Source organism: Streptomyces sp. NPDC001880 (assembly GCF_053594575.1).
Genome location: NZ_JBSFET010000044.1, coordinates 37,321 through 53,043 on the forward strand (window position 1 = coordinate 37,321; position 15,723 = coordinate 53,043).

Consider the following 15,723-nt stretch of genomic DNA (forward strand, 5'->3'; position numbering starts at 1 on the left):
GTTCAGGACTCCTTGACCGCGATGGTCTCCACCGTGTTGGCGACGTGCTCGAACGCGTCGGCCGCCTCTTCCAGCACGTCCACGATCTGCTTGAGCTTCAGCACCTCGATGGCGTCGTACTTGCCGTTGAAGAGATGGGCGAGCAGTTTGCGGTGGATCTGGTCGGCCTGGTTCTCCAGGCGGTTGACCTCGATCCAGTACTCGGTGAGATTGTCCATCGTCCGCAGACCCGGCATCGCCTCGGCGGTCAGCTCGGCCGCACGGGCCAGCACCTCGATCTGCTGGGCAATGCCACGGGGAAGTTCCTCGACCTGATACAGCACGACCAGGTCGACGGCCTCCTCCATGAAGTCCATGATGTCGTCGAGCGACGAGGCGAGGTTGTAAATGTCCTCACGGTCGAACGGCGTGATGAAAGAGGAGTTCAGCTGGTGGAAGATCGCGTGGGTGGCATCGTCCCCCGCGTGCTCCGCTGCCCGCATGCGCTCCGCGATCTCGGCTCGGGAGGCAGAATCCGCCCCGAGCAGTTCCATCAGGAGTTTCGAGCCCGTGACGATGTTGTCCGCGGACGCGGAGAACATGTCGTAGAAGCTCGTCTCCCTGGGGGTCAGACGAAAGCGCACGTGGGGTCCTCGGGGTGCTTTGGATTCGGTCAGGCTGATGCTAGGCGCATCATCCGGCCACGGCTAACCGGCGTTCTTCAGTGTCGCGCATCGGACACAGTGATCTGCAGGGGCCCCCGGTCACGTTTTAGCCGAATTCGCTAGAATATACCCACCAGGGGTATATAGGCGCCAGGGTAAAGGGAATGCGGGAGGCAGTAATGACCACCACCGAGACCACCAGGACCACCGCGGAGACGGAATCCGCCGTCACCGATCACGACCGGGGTATACACGGTTATCACCATCAGAAGGCCGAACACCTCAAGCGACTGCGCCGGATCGAGGGCCAGATCCGCGGCCTCCAGCGCATGGTCGACGAGGACGTCTACTGCATCGACATACTGACCCAGGTCTCGGCGTCCACGAAGGCGCTCCAGTCGTTCGCCCTCCAGCTGCTGGAGGAGCACCTGCGGCACTGCGTCGCGGACGCGGCGGTCAAGGGCGGCGAGGAGATCGACGCCAAGGTCGAGGAAGCCACGAAGGCGATCGCCCGGCTGCTGCGCACCTGATGGCGGGGCCTCGGGCCCGCAGGTCCGCGCTCACCCCCGGTGGTCTCCCTGCCGGGGGACGGTGGTCCGCTCGGTGATCGCCCGGACGTTGAGCACCTCGTCGATGCGGTCCGCGCTGAGCCGTTCCCCGATCGCGGCCGACGCGGCGATCATCAGCTCGCCGCAGAGCTCGATCTCGGCGAGGGCCACATGGTCCGATACGGTCCGCGCGCTGAGCGTCACCACGTCACTCACCTCTCACTGCCGTCGCCGGCTTCCTAGCGTAGGGAGCGGAGCACACGCCGCGCATGGCACGGACGGACCATTTCACCGCCGCCGGCATGCCCATGCCTCCGCCCGCACCCGTCCGCCCCTCGGCTACCGCTGTCGGATCTGCCCCGTATAGATGTCGCGGTCCTTCGGCAGGCTTACGGAGACCGGCATCCCGAACCCGTACAGCAGTGTGGTCGACACAACTTCCACCGCCGGCCCCTCGTTGGCGAAGCTGAACCGGTGGCGCACCTTGCGCAGCCGCCCCTGCTCGTCGAGGTACGCGTCGAAGGGCACTGTGTCCGTGCGGAACCCTTTCGCTGCGGCGGCCAGTGCCCCGCGCGACCCGGGCGCGGCCTCGCGCGCCGCCAGCCCGATGTCCGCCGTCCCCCGGTAGTGCCGCACGGGGACCCCGGCGAGCACGGTCTTCTCCACGTACGTCACCTGCCGCGCCCCGCGCAGCAGCTCGGCGGCAGCCATCGGATCGGTCACCCCGCCGGTGACGAGATTGCCGTCCTCCAGGGCCGTCGTGTCGACCCTGACCCATTTGTCCGCAGGCACTCCGGAGCCCCGGTTCATCATGTAGAGCGCGCCCGGGGCCAGCAGTTCGGTGATGGGGCGGTGCTCGTCCTCACCGGCGGCGTCCTTGGGCAACACGACCGTGAGCCGGCCCCGGCGGCTGCGGAAGTCGTACGAGCCCCGGCCCCTGATGGTCACCCGCGTCCCGCCCGCCGCGGTCTCCATCGACGTACGCACCTCGGCGGTGCCGACGGCGGCCCGGGAGGCGGCGGCCCCGGAGGCGGGGGCGAACTCCGCCACCGCCTTTCCGGTCCCGCTCACCGTCCCCGCGAGCACCGCGGCCGCACGGTGGACCGCGTCGGCCCCGCCCCGGTCGTCGGCCACGGCACGGTCACCGCCGCCACCGCTGCCCGAACATCCGGCGGTCGCCGCCATCACGCCCACCACGGCGAGGGCACAGACAGCGCGCGCCCCGCCTCCGGACCTGTGCTGCCGCACCACCATCGCCTGCCAACCCCCAACGCCGTAACACCTGCCCGAGAGGCCCATCCGTTCCGCATAACGACGCCCCGTGTCCCCCGTCACGCCGCCCCGTGGGCCACACCGCCGGGTGGCCCTGCCCAGTACCGTGAACGGGTGCATGAGCGACACACCGCCGAGGTCCCACCGACCGCCCCCGCCGCCGCGCCTGCCGGACACGACCCCACGACCGTGGAGCGCGGCTCCTTCTGCACCGCACGCTGTGCCTGCGGCTGGTCCGGACCGGCCCGCCGCTCCAGGGACCGGGCGCGTACGGACGCCGCGGAGCACCGCGCGGCCCCCTGACCTCTCCGGCCGAACCCCCACACCCGGCCGCACCGCACCCGGCCTCCGTCACCCCCACCGTCCGGCACGTCAGCGCCAAGACTCGGAGATCCGATGAACCTGCCGACCCTGCCCGCCCGACGCACCGTGCTCACCGCGGGTGCCGCGGCAGCACTCACCGGCGTCACCACCGCCTCCTGCAGCGGCACTTCCGGTACTGCGGACGGCGCCGGGAACGACGACGGCGCGGGAAGCACGGGGAACACCGGGAGCTCTCCCGCCCCGTCGGCCCCACCGGCCTCATCGGCCCCGCCGAAGCCCTCCCCCGCCGGACCGGCCGACTGGTCCGCCCTGGCCGGCAGCCTCGACGGCAGGGTCGTGCGGCCCCAGGACGCCTCCTATCCGACCGCCCGTCAGCTCTACAACACCCGCTTCGACGGCCTGGAACCAGCAGCCGTCGCCTACGTGGAGCACGAGGCGGACATCTGCGAGTGCCTGTCCTTCGCCCGCCGCACGGGTACCCCCGTCTCCATCCGCGGCGGCGGCCACTCGTACGCGGGCTGGTCGAGCGGGGACGGGCACCTCGTCCTCGACGTCTCGTCACTGTCCCGCGTCGAGCAAAGCGGCACGATCGGCGCGGGCGCCAAGCTCATCGATGTCTACCAGGGACTCGCCCGCGGCGGCCTGACGATCCCCGGCGGCTCCTGCCCCACCGTCGGCATCTCCGGCCTCGCCCTCGGCGGCGGCCACGGCGTCGCCTCCCGCGCGTACGGCCTGACCTGCGACAGCCTGACCGCGGCGACCCTCGTCACGGCCGACGGCAAGACCCTCACCGTGGACGCCAAGCACCACCCGGACCTCTTCTGGGCACTGCGCGGCGCGGGCAACGGCAACTTCGGCGTGGTCACCGAGCTGACCTTCCGAACCCGCCCGGCCCCGCAGACCGTCACCGCGTACATGTCGTGGCCGTGGTCCCGCGCCCGGTCCGTCGTCACGGCCTGGCAGGAGTGGGGCCCGTCCCAGCCCGACGAGATCTGGTCCTCCGCACACCTCGCCGCCGGCCCCGGAGGCGGCAACCCGACCGTCTCGGTCGCCGCGTTCAGCCTCGGTACGTACGGGGACCTGCAGAACGCCGTCGACCGCCTCGCCGACCGGATCGGCGCCTCCGCCTCCTCCGTCTCGCTGCGCCGCCGCAGCTACCAGGAGTCGATGCTGGTGTACGCGGGCTGCTCCGGCATCAGCGACGCGCAGTGCCATCTGCCGGGGACGACGCCCGGCCGCACCGCCCAGGGCACGCTCCAGCGCGAGACGTACGCCGCCGCCTCCGACTTCTACGACCGCTCCCTGTCCCCGGCGGGTGTGCAGGCCCTGCTCGACCGGGCCGAGGCGTTCACCCGGATTCCCGTGACACAGGGCGGCGGTGGCGGCTCCATCATGCTCACCGCGCTCGGCGGGGCGATCAACCGGGTCTCCCCGCAGTCGACGGCGTTCGTCCACCGGGGCTCACGCGTGCTCGCCCAGTACATCGGTTCCTGGAACCCCGGTACGGCGGGCAGCGCCCAGCAGGACTGGCTGAAAAACACTCATGCGGCGATGCGGCGGCACGCGTCCGGAGCGGCGTACCAGAACTACACGGACCCGGCGCTGACCGACTGGCGCCGGGCCTACTACGGCTCGGCGGCCGACCGGCTCACCGATCTGAAGAAGCAGTACGACCCGGAGCGCCTCTTCGCCTTCCCGCAGGCGCTCTGACGCGCGGTCACGTCCTGCCGGCCACCATGCCCTGCACGGTCGGGTCCTACGCGATCGGGTCCTACGCAGCCAGGCCCTCCACGGTCGGGCCTTACGCGGCCAGGCCCTGCGCGATCGGGCCCTGCGCGATCGGGCCCTGCGCGATCGGGTCCTACGCGGCCAGGCCCTGCACGGCCAAGCCCTGCACGATCGGGTCCTACGCGGCCAGGTCCTTCTCGCCGTCCCCGCCGCCAACGCCCGGACGCGGCTCGGGGATCCCGACCGCCCCGGCCCGGCCCCCGGCCGCCGCCATCGGCACCGGCCGGCGGGACCGTACAAGCCGGCCGAACCGGTCCGACCGCGAGACGGCCGCCGTCAGCGGGGTCAGCAGCATCATCGCGAGCGGGGCCAGCAGCAGGGCGACGGCCGTGCCGAGCGCGAATCCACCGATGACGTCGGTCGGATAGTGGACACCCATGTAGATCCGGCAGAAGCCCTCCACGAGGGCGAGTGCGATCGCGGCGATGCCGAACTTCCGGTTGGCCACGAAGATCCCGACGGCCAGCGCCATCGCCATCGTGGCGTGGTCGCTCACGAAGGAGAAGTCGTTCTTCCCGGACACCAGGACCTCCAGCCCCTGGTGGTCCTTGAACGGGCGGGGCCGGTGCACGAATCCACGGATCGGGATGTTGATCAGCAGTGCGATCCCGGCGGCGAGCGGTGCCCAGACGATCCCGGCGACCGCCGTCACCGAGTCGTCGACCGTGCCGCGCCGGCGCACGCTCCACCAGCACCACAGGACCACCAGGACCATGCCGAGCATGATTCCGTACTCACCGACGAACTCCATGACCCGGTCGAACCAGGTGGGAGCGGACTTCGCGAGTCCGTTGATGTCGTAGAGCAGGCTGACATCGGGGTTCGACCCATCCAGTGCGAGTCCAGCCATCTGCTGCGGCCCCTTGCCTTGTCTGCTGCCGCGGGCACACCGGTGTGCACCGCCTTGACGAACCCCCGTGTCGGTTCGATCACTGCGTGAATCACTACTGCGTAAGTCGGTGCTGCGCCGCGTGGTCGATGCGCCGTCGTCCCGGTCCACCCAGGGAACGACCCCTCCAGTGCGTGCGTTCCGCTCTCCACCGAATGATCACCATGACGTTATCGAAGAGTGACTCGTCGCCGCAGTTCAGGGCCCAGGCTTCACAGAGAGTTCCGGCCACCGCCGACACCGCGTCATGCCGCCGGCCGGGGCGTCGGAAGGGCGGCGGCCCCGTCCTTGGTCACGCGCGTCGCGCCGAAGTAATCGGGCGTGTCGATCTTGTCGAACCGGATCACGGCCCCGGTGTACGGAGCGTTGATCATGTACCCGCCGCCGACGTAGAGCCCCACGTGATGGATGGCCCGCGAGTTGCCCAGGTCGTTCGAGAAGAACACCAGGTCACCCGGGAGCAGCTCGTTCCGGGAGGGGTGCGGCCCGGCGTTGTACTGATCGTTCGCCACCCGGGGCAGCTCGATGTCCACGGTCCGGTACGCCGCCTGGGTCAGCCCCGAGCAGTCGAACCGCCCGTTCTGCTCGGGTGTGCCGTTGCCGCCCCAGAGGTACGGCGTACCGAGCTTCTTCTGCGCGAAGTAGATCGCCCCGGCCGCCTGCTCCGAGGGCTGCACGCGGCCGACGGGCCGGGCGAAGCTCTTCTCCAGGGAGCGGATGATGGTGACGTAGTTCTGCGTCTCCGAGATGTCCGGAATCCCACCGGACCGGATCACCCGGTACGCGCCGGCGTTGTACGCGGCCAGCATGTTGTCCGTCTGGTCCCCCGGCACCTTCTTCACATAGCCGGCCAGTTCGCAGTCGTAGGACGCGGCGGAGGGGATCGCGTCGGCCGGATCCCATACGTCCCGGTCGCCGTCCTTGTCCCCGTCGATGCCGTGTGCGGCCCAGGTGCCCGGGATGAACTGTGCGATGCCCTGCGCGGCGGCGGGGCTCTCGGCCCGGGGGTTCCACCCGCTCTCCTGGTACAGCTGGGCGGCGAGCAGGGCGGGGTTGATGGCGGGGCAGAGGTTGCCCCACTTCTCCACCAGGGCCTGGTACTTCGCGGGCACGGCCCCCTTGGCCAGCGCAACGGCGCCGCCGCCGGAACCCGAGAGTCCGGCGGCGGCGGAGTACGTACCGACGACGAGCAACGCCACGAAGCACATGGCCATGCCGACACCGATGCCACCGACCACCCAGAATTTTCGCACCCCTCAACCATCCCCCATCAGGCACGCGTTCATGGGCGTTTTCGACGGTGTGTACGAGTCTTCCGGGTCACTGGGGGGCACCGGCCGCCCAATCCGGCGCACGGAGCCGTCTGCCCGGCGCACCGGGTGCACCGGCCGGATCGACCGGCGCACCCGGGTGGCAGAGCATCCGAGCGACCGTCAGGACGCCCCGGCGGACCAGTAGTCGGAGCGGACATTGGGGCTGGGGAGCGGGTAGACGCCCTTGTAGGCCGGACCGTTCGGCTTGGACTCGGAGTCGGCTACCTTCGACTCCTTCACGCAGGGGGTGTCCGCCTCGAAGAAGGCCTGCCCCTTGGCGCGAATGCTCACGCTGATGCCGAAGCCGTCCTTCGTCACCGCGTAGACCGCCGGGAACTCCGTGTCGTTGTTCTTCGCCTTGATGCGGTAGTCGCTCGCGCGCCAGAACTGCTCGACCTGGTCGAGGAAGCTCTGCCTGCGGTCCGGGGACACGATGGTCATGACGGTGCGCCTGCGCGTCACATCGCAGCTGCCCTTGGTCGTCGGACCGTGGGCCCACTGCACCTCGGGGTCGATCTTCTTCAGCACGGCGTCGAGCATGCTGTCGGCCCGGTCGGCAGCATCCTGCATGTCCATACTGCTCCCCTTGGTGCCCTCGGTGCCCTTGGCGCTCTTCGTGGCCGTGGTGCTCGTATTCGCACCCGTCTGCGCATTCTCGCTGCCGCAGGCGGACAGCGCGAAGCCGACAGCCAGAGTCACCGCAACGATCTGGAACCTGCGCCTCATCGCTGTTCCTCCATCTTGAGCCGGTCGGCGTGTCCCGACACGATAAGGGCGATGCTGTCGGCGGACATGGCGTCCCGTACCGGGTTGAAGTAGTTGGAGTGCGCGTCGAAGCTCACACCGTCACCACTGACCACCGGCTGGCCCGGGGCCACCGGGAACCGCTTGGCCCCGAAGGCCTTGCTCGCCGGGTCCTTGCCGAACCAGAGGTCGTCGTCGCCCGGGTCGGCCAGGTCCCCTGCGGCGTACGCACCGGCCGGACCACCCAGGATCATCCCGATCCCACCCACGACGACCTGCGTCTTGGACGGGAGCTTGGTCACCGGGTCGTTCTCCGCGGCGCCGACGAAAACGTGCCCGGCACCGACTCCGAGGTCCACGGCCCGGTCCACGCCCACGCCGGGGCTGCCGACCAGGATGATGTCGTCCACTCCCGGAATACCGCCGGAGCGCTGGGTCGCGGCACCGACGGTGCGTGAGCCGTAGGAGTGCCCGATGGCCGTGATGTGCGGGTCCTTGTTCTGGTTGGTGGCCGTGATGCCGCCCATGAAGTCGGAGTAGGCCGCGCCACCCTTCTTCGCCCGGCTGGTGCCCGCGACCGCGAGGCTGGACAGTCCGTCCGGTGTCTGCGGTGCGTCGTAGCCGAGCCAGACGATCGCCGCGCTGGACGGGTCGTAGCCCTGGGCGCCGATCGCGGTGTCACGGGCGCGCTTGAGGTCGTTCTTCGCGAACTCCTCGTCGAGGGAGGTGTTCAGCCCCGGCACGTAGGCCGACACGTTCTTCGAGGTGTCGGGGTTCCCGTAGGAGACGATCGCCCGGCCGTTGCCCTCGTCGCTGATGCCGATGAGGTACATCGGAGGCTGGCTGCCCTCCTTCAGCTGCCGGTCGATCTCCCGCAGGCCGGCCAGCTGCTCCTTCGACTTCTTGTCGGTCTGACCCTCCAGCTTCGAGATCAGGTTCGGCAGGTTGCGGCGGTTGGCCTTGTCCCGGTCCGCCACCGGAATCCCGTCCAGGTTGCCGATCTGGTCCGGGGAGAGCTCCAGGTACCGGTCACGCTGCTCCTGCGTCAGACCTTCCCACCAGGACTTGCGGTCGGCCGCGCTGGCGCCGCGCGGGATGCGGTCGTTGAGGTACTGCCGCTCCCCGTCCCGTACCGCCGACTCGACGCGGCTGCCGGAGCCGGGCAGCCCAGTGAGCGCGCTGCCGCCTCCGCCGGATCCCTTGGCCATGTCCCAGGCGGCGGACACGAACTTGCCCTTGTCCCACTTGTCGCCCGCCTTGTTCGCGGCCTGCGCGTACTGGTCGGCGACGTTCTTCGCGGTGTCCACGGGGTGCGCGATCGTGTCGATGGCCCCGGTGATGTCGCCCAGCAGACCGCCGTCACCGACGACGCCGGTGACGAAGTTGCCTTTCGGGGTTTGTCTACCCGCGTTGACCTCTGTAGAAGAACCACCGGTTCCATCCGAACCACCAGCACCGCCGGCGCCGCCCGAGGCCTCGGACCCCCCGGTCCCACTACCGCCGGACCCACTACCGCCGGACCCATTGCCGCCGGACCCATTGCCCCCGGTTCCGCTGCCGCCGGCTCCGCTGCCGCCGGTCGCATCCGCCCCACCGGAGCCCGTACCACCGGTCACGGTGGCGCCCTCGGACCCGGCGCCACCGGAGTCGGCGCCGCCGTTCCCGTTGCCGTTGCCGTTGCCGTTGCCGTTGCCGCTGCTGCCGTCGGCGATGGCGCCGGGCGGCGGGCAGGCGCTTCCGGTCAGCTGGCAGATGGCGTTACGGAGTTGGCCGGACACCTGCCCGCCGATCCCGGTGGCCACGAGCCCGCCGATAAGGGCCACGACCACGAGGATCATGCCCAGGTACTCCATCGCGGTCTGACCGTTGTCCCGGCGCCACTTGATCATCCGCTTGACGACGCTGAACGGGCGGTGCTCGACGCGCTGTTCGGGGGCGAGCCGGAACCAGGCACGTGAACTGGACCTGGACAGCAGGATGATGACGACGACGGGCAGCACCAGCTGCGTCACGCCCCGGCCGTTCTCCGCGTCGTTCAGCGTCGCCAGCGCGCCGAGCGTGAGCCAGGCTTGCACAGCCAGCAGCCCGCGCCAGATCCAGACGCCACCGGTCCGCAGATACAGCGACAGCACGAACCCGGTGATCCCGGGGAGCGACGCGTACAGCACCATGCCCAGCAGCCGGCCGTCCACCGCGTCGACGGACGAGGCCACGACCAGCACGTCGAACGCACCGACGACGGTGAGGACGAAGAGCAGTCGGACGAGAATCAGTACCGCCTGCAAGGGGCGTGACAATGGTTGTCTGCCCGGAGGGACCTCGACGGCGCTCAAATCAGCACCGCCCGGTACCGCTAGTTCTCGTATGCCCGACACGGCAAGTCTCCCCAGCTTTGTGAGTGGGTGCAGCGATAGTTCCCCCCGGTATCCGTATGCGACCACAACAACGCGGGCCCGGCATGGGCCCCAGGGCCCAATGCCGGACTCAATATCCGGGCCTCGCCCCACCCGTCCCTCTACCCCCACCGATCGCCCTGTTACGGGTCAATAGGGGCGGTGACGCAGCGTCAGGTAAGTTCGGCGGACCAGAAGTCGGAGTGGACGTTGGGACGGGGAAGGGGATAGACGCCCTCGTAATCGGGCCCGTTCGGCGGCGTAGTGGATTCAGCTACCTCCGACTCCTCCACGCAGGGGCTGTCCACCTCGAAGAAGACCTGGCCTGCGCCGCCGATGCTGAGACTGACTCCGAAGCCGTCCTTCGTCTGCGCATAGATCGCCGGAAAATTTACGTTCTTGTTGACGGCCTTGATTCTGTACCCGCTCCGGCGCCAGAAGCGGTCCACAACGCCAAGAAGATTTCCCCTTCGACTTCCGGACACGACAGTCATGACGACACGCATGCGAGAAACATCGCAGCTACCCGTACTGGTTGGACCGTGTGCCCACTGGACTTCCGGCTTGATCTCCCCCAATACGGCATCGAGGATCTGATCGGCACGATTCGCCGCATCCTGCATTTTCATACCCCTCTGCCCTCCCGGACTTGGTGAAGTAAATCTCTCTACGCAGCCAGACAACGCCAGCGATATCGCCATCACTGCAAAAAGAGCCCGAAATTGGATCCTCACCTGGGCTCCTCCATCTCGACATCGCGAGACTTCCCCGCAGCGACCAATGAGATGCTGTCTGCGGACACGGAATCCTTCTCCGGGTCGAAGTACTGGGAATGCGCACCGAGCGAGAGGCCATGCCCACCGACAAGAAGAGGCCCTTCTTTGACTGGGAAGCGTCGAGCGCCGAAGGCCTCACTCGCCGGATCCTTGCCGAACCAAAGGTCGTCATCCCCTTGATCGGCAGCGTCCCCCGCCAAATACCCGACCACCGGGCCGGCGGCGATCGTTGCCACGGCGCCCACGACAGCCTCCCGCCCAGACGGAACCTTGGTCACCACGTCATGCTGGGCCGCCCCGACGAAGACGTGATCCTTCCCGACCCCGAGATCCTCAGCACGATTGACACCCACCCCCGGACTGCCGACTAAGACGATGTCGTCAACTCCTGGAATTCCATTGCCATATTGCGTTGCCGCACCTACCGTGCGCGAGCCGTAGGAGTGCCCGATTGCCGTCAGGTGCGGATCCCCGGTTTCATTGGTAGCCGAGATCCCATTCATGAAACCATTGAAGGCGGCGCCACCAGTTTCAGCCCTGCCAGCCCCCATCACCGATAAACTAGCAATGCCATCCGGTGATTGCGGTGCGTCATATCCGAGCCACGCGATGGCCGCAGTGGAGTGATCGTATTTATGAGCACCCTTCGCAATATCCCAGGCACGCTTGATATCACCTTTGGCGAATTCTTCATCCAACGAAGTGTTCAACCCCGGGACATAAGCCGCCACGTTCTTCGCCGTGTCCGGATTCCCAAAGGAGACAATCGCCCGCCCGTTACCCTCGTCCCCGATACCGAGCAGGTACATCGGAGGCTGTGTGCCCGCCCGCAGCTGACGATCAATCTCCCGCAGCGCCGCCAGCTGCGTCTCCGACTTCGTGTCGTCCCGCCCCTCCAACTTGCCCATCAACAACTGAATGTTGTCCCGGTTCGCCGCATCCCGCACCAGAGCCGGAATGCCGTCCAAGTTGCCGATCTGGTCCGGGTACACCGCGAGGTACTCCTCGCGCTGTTCGTCCGTCAGGGCGGACCACCAGGCCTTCCGCTCGGCCGGTGACGCGTCGCGGGGGATCGCGTCCTTCAGGTAGCCGCGCGCCGCGTCCCGTACCGCTGCCGCGTCGGCCGCCGCGTCCTGCCATGTCGAGTTGGGGACCTTCAGGCCCTCCTCGGCCTTCAGCTTCCGCAGGATGCGGGCGTACCGCCAGTCGATCTCGGCCGCCGTCCGTACGGCCTTCGCCACCCGGTCCGCGATGTCCTGCGCCTTCGCCACGTTCGGGTTGGGGGCGACCAGGCCCGAGGGCGCATGCAGTCCGGGTGCCGTGGAGCCCGCCGTCGCCGCGCCGCCCGGCAGCGGTCTGCCGTCGATCAGGCCCTCGCCCGCCGCCGGGTACGTCACCGAACCGTCCCCGTGCACGGTGAACCTCAGGGCCTCCGCGTCGTCCAGCGCCTCGCGCAACGCCCGCTGCTGGGCGCGCAGTTCATGGGCCATGCTGTTCAGCGTCGTACGGAGCAGACCGCACTCCGTGTAGACGTAGCTCAGGTTCCGGCTCATCTGCCGCAGCCGTCCGACCGCCGCCTTCGCCGCCTCGCCGTGCTGCGTGTCCCGCAGGCCGTTCAGCAGCTGCGTCTCGATCCGGTCCCGGCCCGCGTCGGCGCGGTTGCTCGCCTTGCCCCACCCATCGGCCGCGCCTTCCAGTTCACCGCACTTCAGGTCCCGCAACTGCGCCCAGGTCAGGGTCATCGTGCCCCGTCCCGCGCTGCCGACGCCACGGTTCCGAAGGCGGACTTCACGGTCTCGTTCGTCTCGCCCTGGGCCCGCGCGACATCGCGCAGTTTCCCGGCCAGTGACCGGCACTCTCCTCGCGCCGCCTCGAACCTCCGTGTCCACGACTCCCGTACGGCACCCAGCTCCGCCAGCGCGGTCAGCCCGCCGTTCCCGGTGAGGAGGCCCTCGTGCGCGGTCTCCAGTTCCGACTTCACCGGACCGAGGTGCATGCACATGCCCTCCGCGCCGCCGGCGGCCCGCAGCCACGCACCGTCGCTGTGCTTCAGTAAGTCCCCGCCGCCGCCCGCCAGATCGCTCAGCCGCTGCCGGCCCCCGGGCTGTCCCACCACTGCCACTGCGCCCACCCCGTTCCTTGATCGCGGAGCGGCACTGTGCCAAATCCAGGGCCCGCAACACGCCCACGCGACCGGACTCCGACAGGCGGGGCGGGCCCCGGTTCCCGGGCCTCCCAACGCGGGGCCCCCGAGCGCGGATCACCCGAACGGTGGACGGGCGCCGGACCCTACCCGCCCTCCCGCGCCCCCGCCGTACATCCTCGGACGTTCAGTCCGGCAAGGCGCGGATGAATTTCTTCGGCGGCCCGAACCGCGGCCGGGACGGTCGTCAGAAGGCCCAGCACCTCCGTCAGCCCCGCACCGGCCGTCTTCCGCGGGGTTCCGGGTCCGACGGCGGCGTTACGGCGGGCCCGGCAGCGCGCATCCCCCGTTGGAGGGGTATTCAGAGGACGTCAGCAGGACGTCAGTGAGGCATCAGCGGAACGTGAGCGACCCACAGGACGCTTTGGTTGTCAAGAGGTCAGAGAGAGCGGTTCGCCGCAGGATTCGGGCCTTGTCTCACCCTCATCCTGGGAGAATTTCATGCGTACGGTCCGCACCCGCAAGCACACCGCTGCTCTCGGCGCCGTCACCGCCGTGCTCGCTCTGGCTCTCACCGCCTGCGGCGGGGACGAAACCGGCACGAAGTCCGCCGGCCCGGCGGGCGACGCCGCATCGGCCGCGGCTTCGACCGGCTCCTCCGGGTCCACCGACGCCTCGAAGACCGCGGACGGTTCGAAGACCGGCACCGGCGGCACCGCGCAGAACACGGGAACCACGAAGACGGGCACCTCGAAGACGGGCACGACCGGCAGCTCCGCGAACGCGGGCGGCAACACCAGCGACAGCTACGCCTACAAGCACCCGTGCAAGAGCTCGGACCTGTCGGTGCGCGTGTACCCCCGGGAGGGTTCGGCCACCCAGCACGTGATCGAGATCAACAACACCGGCGCGAACTCCTGCGGCCTGAGCTACTTCCCGCGGGTCAGCCTGGGCGCCTCGAAGGCCTCGGACCACAGCGGGGACATCACGCCGGCGGTCCCCGGTGGCCTGGGCGGCGCGCCCGCGTACCCTGTCAAGCCGAAGACGGCCGCCATCGCGGTGATCGACCTCAACCCGAGCGGCAAGAACGGCGTGACCTGGGTCGACGAGATGAACGTGCTGCCCGACGGCGACCACATGGCCAACGCGGAGACGCAGAACTTCCCGCTCGGCCCCGACGTCAAGGTGGGCGACCCGAAGCTGGGCCTGTACCAGAGCACAGTCGCCGATGCGGTGAGCTCCATGCAGTCGGCGGGCAAGTCCTGACCCACCCGATCGAAACCCGACGCCAAGGGCCCGGATCCGACGTGATCCGGGCCCTTGGCGTCGTTGTGGACGGGCCGATCCGGGCCCCTCTCCCGCGTCTGCTCGTCCGACTGTTCCTGGGATACCGGCCGGGTGCCATGGCGCTCTGCCCGCGTCGCGGTGAACACCGAGGCACGGCCGCGCGCGGCCCCGTCGACTCGCGAGAGGGACTGGCTGTGCTGGAGCAGATTGCCGGGCGAGAACCGAGGCCGGGCGCGCTCTGGCACAGCAGCAGATCGACGCCATCGGACGGCACTGCCACAGGCCCAGGCCGAACGTGAGCGGATCACGGCGACTCGTCGGACGGTCGGCCGGTGGTTCCTGGGCAAGCAGTTCGGGGCTCCGCTACGAACGCCCCGCGGGCTCTCAGTGCCCGCAGCCTGACATGGGGGTGTCGAGGTACTTCCAGGTCTGGGGCCCGACCTGGCCGTCGACCTTGAGACCGCTGCAGCTCTGGACGGCGCGTACGGCGACGTCGGTTTTCTCTCCGAAATTGCTGTCGAGGGTGAGCGTGTAGTCGTAGTTGTAGTTCAGCAGGCACTGGATCTGCTTCACCTTCGAGCCGACCATGCCTTTGGCCATGGTCTGGGTGCGGTCCGAGTTGTAGTTGCAGTTGGTGCGGCCGGCGGCGCCGAGCGCGGCGGCCGTACTGGGCGAGGCAGGAGCAGCGGCGGGGGGAGAGGCCTGGTCCTTGGCTGAACTGCTGGGATGCGGTGACTTCGTGTTCGTGTCCTCCTCGCCCGGGGGGTCCGGGTCCGGGTCCTTGTCCTGGTCCTTGTCCTTGTTCTTCTTCTCGTCGTTTGTCGGAGTCTTGGTCGGTGGGGTGGTGCTCTTCGAGGGCAGGGGGGTTTCTTCGGCCACTGGCTGGTCGTCGCCGGGTCGGTTGTCGCCGCCGGTCTCGGGCTGGGAGACGACGTCGGGGGTCTTCGTCTCGTGGACCGAGTACCAGCGTCCGACGAGCAGCAGCGCGGTGAGGGCGGCGGCGATCAGCGCGAGGGTTCTGATCCGGTTCCGGGAGACAGCGGCCGGCTTTGCTGGATCGACCGGGCCGGGCGTGGACGGTACGGGAGCCGGGCTGCCCGCTGCGGCGGAATTCGGGGTCGCGGTGCCGGGAGCGGGAGCCGGGGCTGTCGGCGGTGCGGGAGCCGGGGCCGCCGGCGGTGCGGGGGCTGTCGGCGGTGCGGGGGCTGCCGGTGCGGGAGCCGGGGCCACCGGCGGTGCAGGAGCCGGGGCCGCCGGCGGTGCGGGGGCTGCCGGCGGTGCGGGGGCTGCCGGTGCGGGAGCGGACGCCGTTCCAGGAGGTGCTTCCTCCTGGCCGACGGCGGTGCGGCGGGCCCGGTCGGCGGCGTCCCAGAGGCCGAGGAGGGTGTTCTTGTCCAGGCGGCGGCGGGAGCAGAGTCGTTCCACGGCTGCGCGGGGTGGGAACGCGGTGCCTTTGAGGACCCGGTTCCACGAGGAGCGGGAGTAGCCGGTGTCGTGGGTGAAGGCGTCCAGGGAGAGGTTCTTGGACTCCTTCACCTGCCGCAGTGCCTGGAGCAGTGCGGTTACTTCCGGCGGTGGCTGTGCGGGTGGGTGGTCGCCTTG

General features: G+C 69.4%; 15 protein-coding genes. 4 read left to right on the forward strand and 11 right to left on the reverse strand.

Going from position 1 to position 15,723, the window contains the following annotated elements:
- Positions 1–2: 2 nt before the first annotated feature.
- Positions 3–623, reverse strand: a complete 621-nt coding sequence (locus ACWCQ6_RS22745) for a DUF47 domain-containing protein (protein ID WP_451091888.1) — start codon at positions 621–623, stop codon at positions 3–5.
- A 200-nt stretch (positions 624–823) separates the two neighbouring features.
- Between ACWCQ6_RS22745 and ACWCQ6_RS22750 the strand changes: the two genes are divergently transcribed.
- A complete protein-coding gene (locus tag ACWCQ6_RS22750) occupies positions 824–1,174 on the forward strand; it encodes a metal-sensitive transcriptional regulator (RefSeq protein WP_451091890.1) in 351 nt (116 codons plus the stop codon).
- Positions 1,175–1,204: 30 nt separating this feature from the next.
- On the opposite strand, the gene ACWCQ6_RS22755 is transcribed toward ACWCQ6_RS22750, so the two are convergent.
- Positions 1,205–1,399 (reverse strand): hypothetical protein, encoded by a 195-nt coding sequence (locus tag ACWCQ6_RS22755; RefSeq protein ID WP_451091892.1) that lies wholly within the window; start codon positions 1,397–1,399, stop codon positions 1,205–1,207.
- Positions 1,400–1,531: 132 nt separating this feature from the next.
- Positions 1,532–2,446, reverse strand: coding sequence for a hypothetical protein (locus tag ACWCQ6_RS22760; RefSeq protein ID WP_451091894.1), 915 nt, complete (start codon positions 2,444–2,446; stop codon positions 1,532–1,534).
- A gap of 132 nt (positions 2,447–2,578) precedes the next feature.
- Between ACWCQ6_RS22760 and ACWCQ6_RS22765 the strand changes: the two genes are divergently transcribed.
- Together ACWCQ6_RS22765 and ACWCQ6_RS22770 are read left to right on the forward strand one after the other, a co-directional pair.
- The gene (locus tag ACWCQ6_RS22765) at positions 2,579–2,767 is read left to right on the forward strand and encodes a hypothetical protein (RefSeq protein ID WP_451091896.1); all 189 of its coding nucleotides are present in this window, start codon (positions 2,579–2,581) and stop codon (positions 2,765–2,767) included.
- 93 nt (positions 2,768–2,860) lie between these two features.
- A complete protein-coding gene (locus tag ACWCQ6_RS22770) occupies positions 2,861–4,498 on the forward strand; it encodes an FAD-binding oxidoreductase (RefSeq protein WP_451091898.1) in 1,638 nt (545 codons plus the stop codon).
- Positions 4,499–4,694: 196 nt separating this feature from the next.
- Here the strand turns inward: ACWCQ6_RS22770 and ACWCQ6_RS22775 are convergent, their stop codons facing one another.
- The 7 genes from ACWCQ6_RS22775 to ACWCQ6_RS22805 all read right to left on the reverse strand — a co-directional run bounded on the left by ACWCQ6_RS22775 (position 4,695) and on the right by ACWCQ6_RS22805 (position 12,822).
- Positions 4,695–5,426, reverse strand: a complete 732-nt coding sequence (locus ACWCQ6_RS22775) for a phosphatase PAP2 family protein (protein ID WP_451091900.1) — start codon at positions 5,424–5,426, stop codon at positions 4,695–4,697.
- Between the two features lie 284 nt (positions 5,427–5,710).
- Positions 5,711–6,673 (reverse strand): C40 family peptidase, encoded by a 963-nt coding sequence (locus ACWCQ6_RS22780; RefSeq protein ID WP_451091918.1) that lies wholly within the window; start codon positions 6,671–6,673, stop codon positions 5,711–5,713.
- Positions 6,674–6,898: 225 nt separating this feature from the next.
- Positions 6,899–7,504, reverse strand: a complete 606-nt coding sequence (locus ACWCQ6_RS22785; protein ID WP_451091902.1) for a hypothetical protein — start codon at positions 7,502–7,504, stop codon at positions 6,899–6,901.
- Complete coding sequence (locus ACWCQ6_RS22790) at positions 7,501–9,807, reverse strand: alpha/beta hydrolase (RefSeq protein ID WP_451091904.1); 2,307 nt, start codon at positions 9,805–9,807, stop codon at positions 7,501–7,503. The genes ACWCQ6_RS22785 and ACWCQ6_RS22790 overlap by 4 nt, the downstream gene beginning before the upstream one ends.
- A 281-nt stretch (positions 9,808–10,088) precedes the next feature.
- Complete coding sequence (locus ACWCQ6_RS22795; RefSeq protein WP_451091906.1) at positions 10,089–10,544, reverse strand: hypothetical protein; 456 nt, start codon at positions 10,542–10,544, stop codon at positions 10,089–10,091.
- 101 nt (positions 10,545–10,645) lie between these two features.
- Entirely contained in the window at positions 10,646–12,433 is a 1,788-nt protein-coding gene (locus ACWCQ6_RS22800) for an alpha/beta hydrolase (protein WP_451091908.1), read from the reverse strand.
- Positions 12,430–12,822, reverse strand: a complete 393-nt coding sequence (locus ACWCQ6_RS22805; protein WP_451091910.1) for a hypothetical protein — start codon at positions 12,820–12,822, stop codon at positions 12,430–12,432. The genes ACWCQ6_RS22800 and ACWCQ6_RS22805 overlap by 4 nt, the downstream gene beginning before the upstream one ends.
- A 513-nt stretch (positions 12,823–13,335) precedes the next feature.
- Here ACWCQ6_RS22805 and ACWCQ6_RS22810 point away from each other — a divergent pair.
- Positions 13,336–14,100, forward strand: a complete 765-nt coding sequence (locus ACWCQ6_RS22810) for a DUF4232 domain-containing protein (protein ID WP_451091912.1) — start codon at positions 13,336–13,338, stop codon at positions 14,098–14,100.
- Between the two features lie 405 nt (positions 14,101–14,505).
- On the opposite strand, the gene ACWCQ6_RS22815 is transcribed toward ACWCQ6_RS22810, so the two are convergent.
- The coding region (locus ACWCQ6_RS22815; protein WP_451091914.1) for a peptidoglycan-binding protein at positions 14,506–15,723 on the reverse strand (1,218 nt) is incomplete at its 5' end.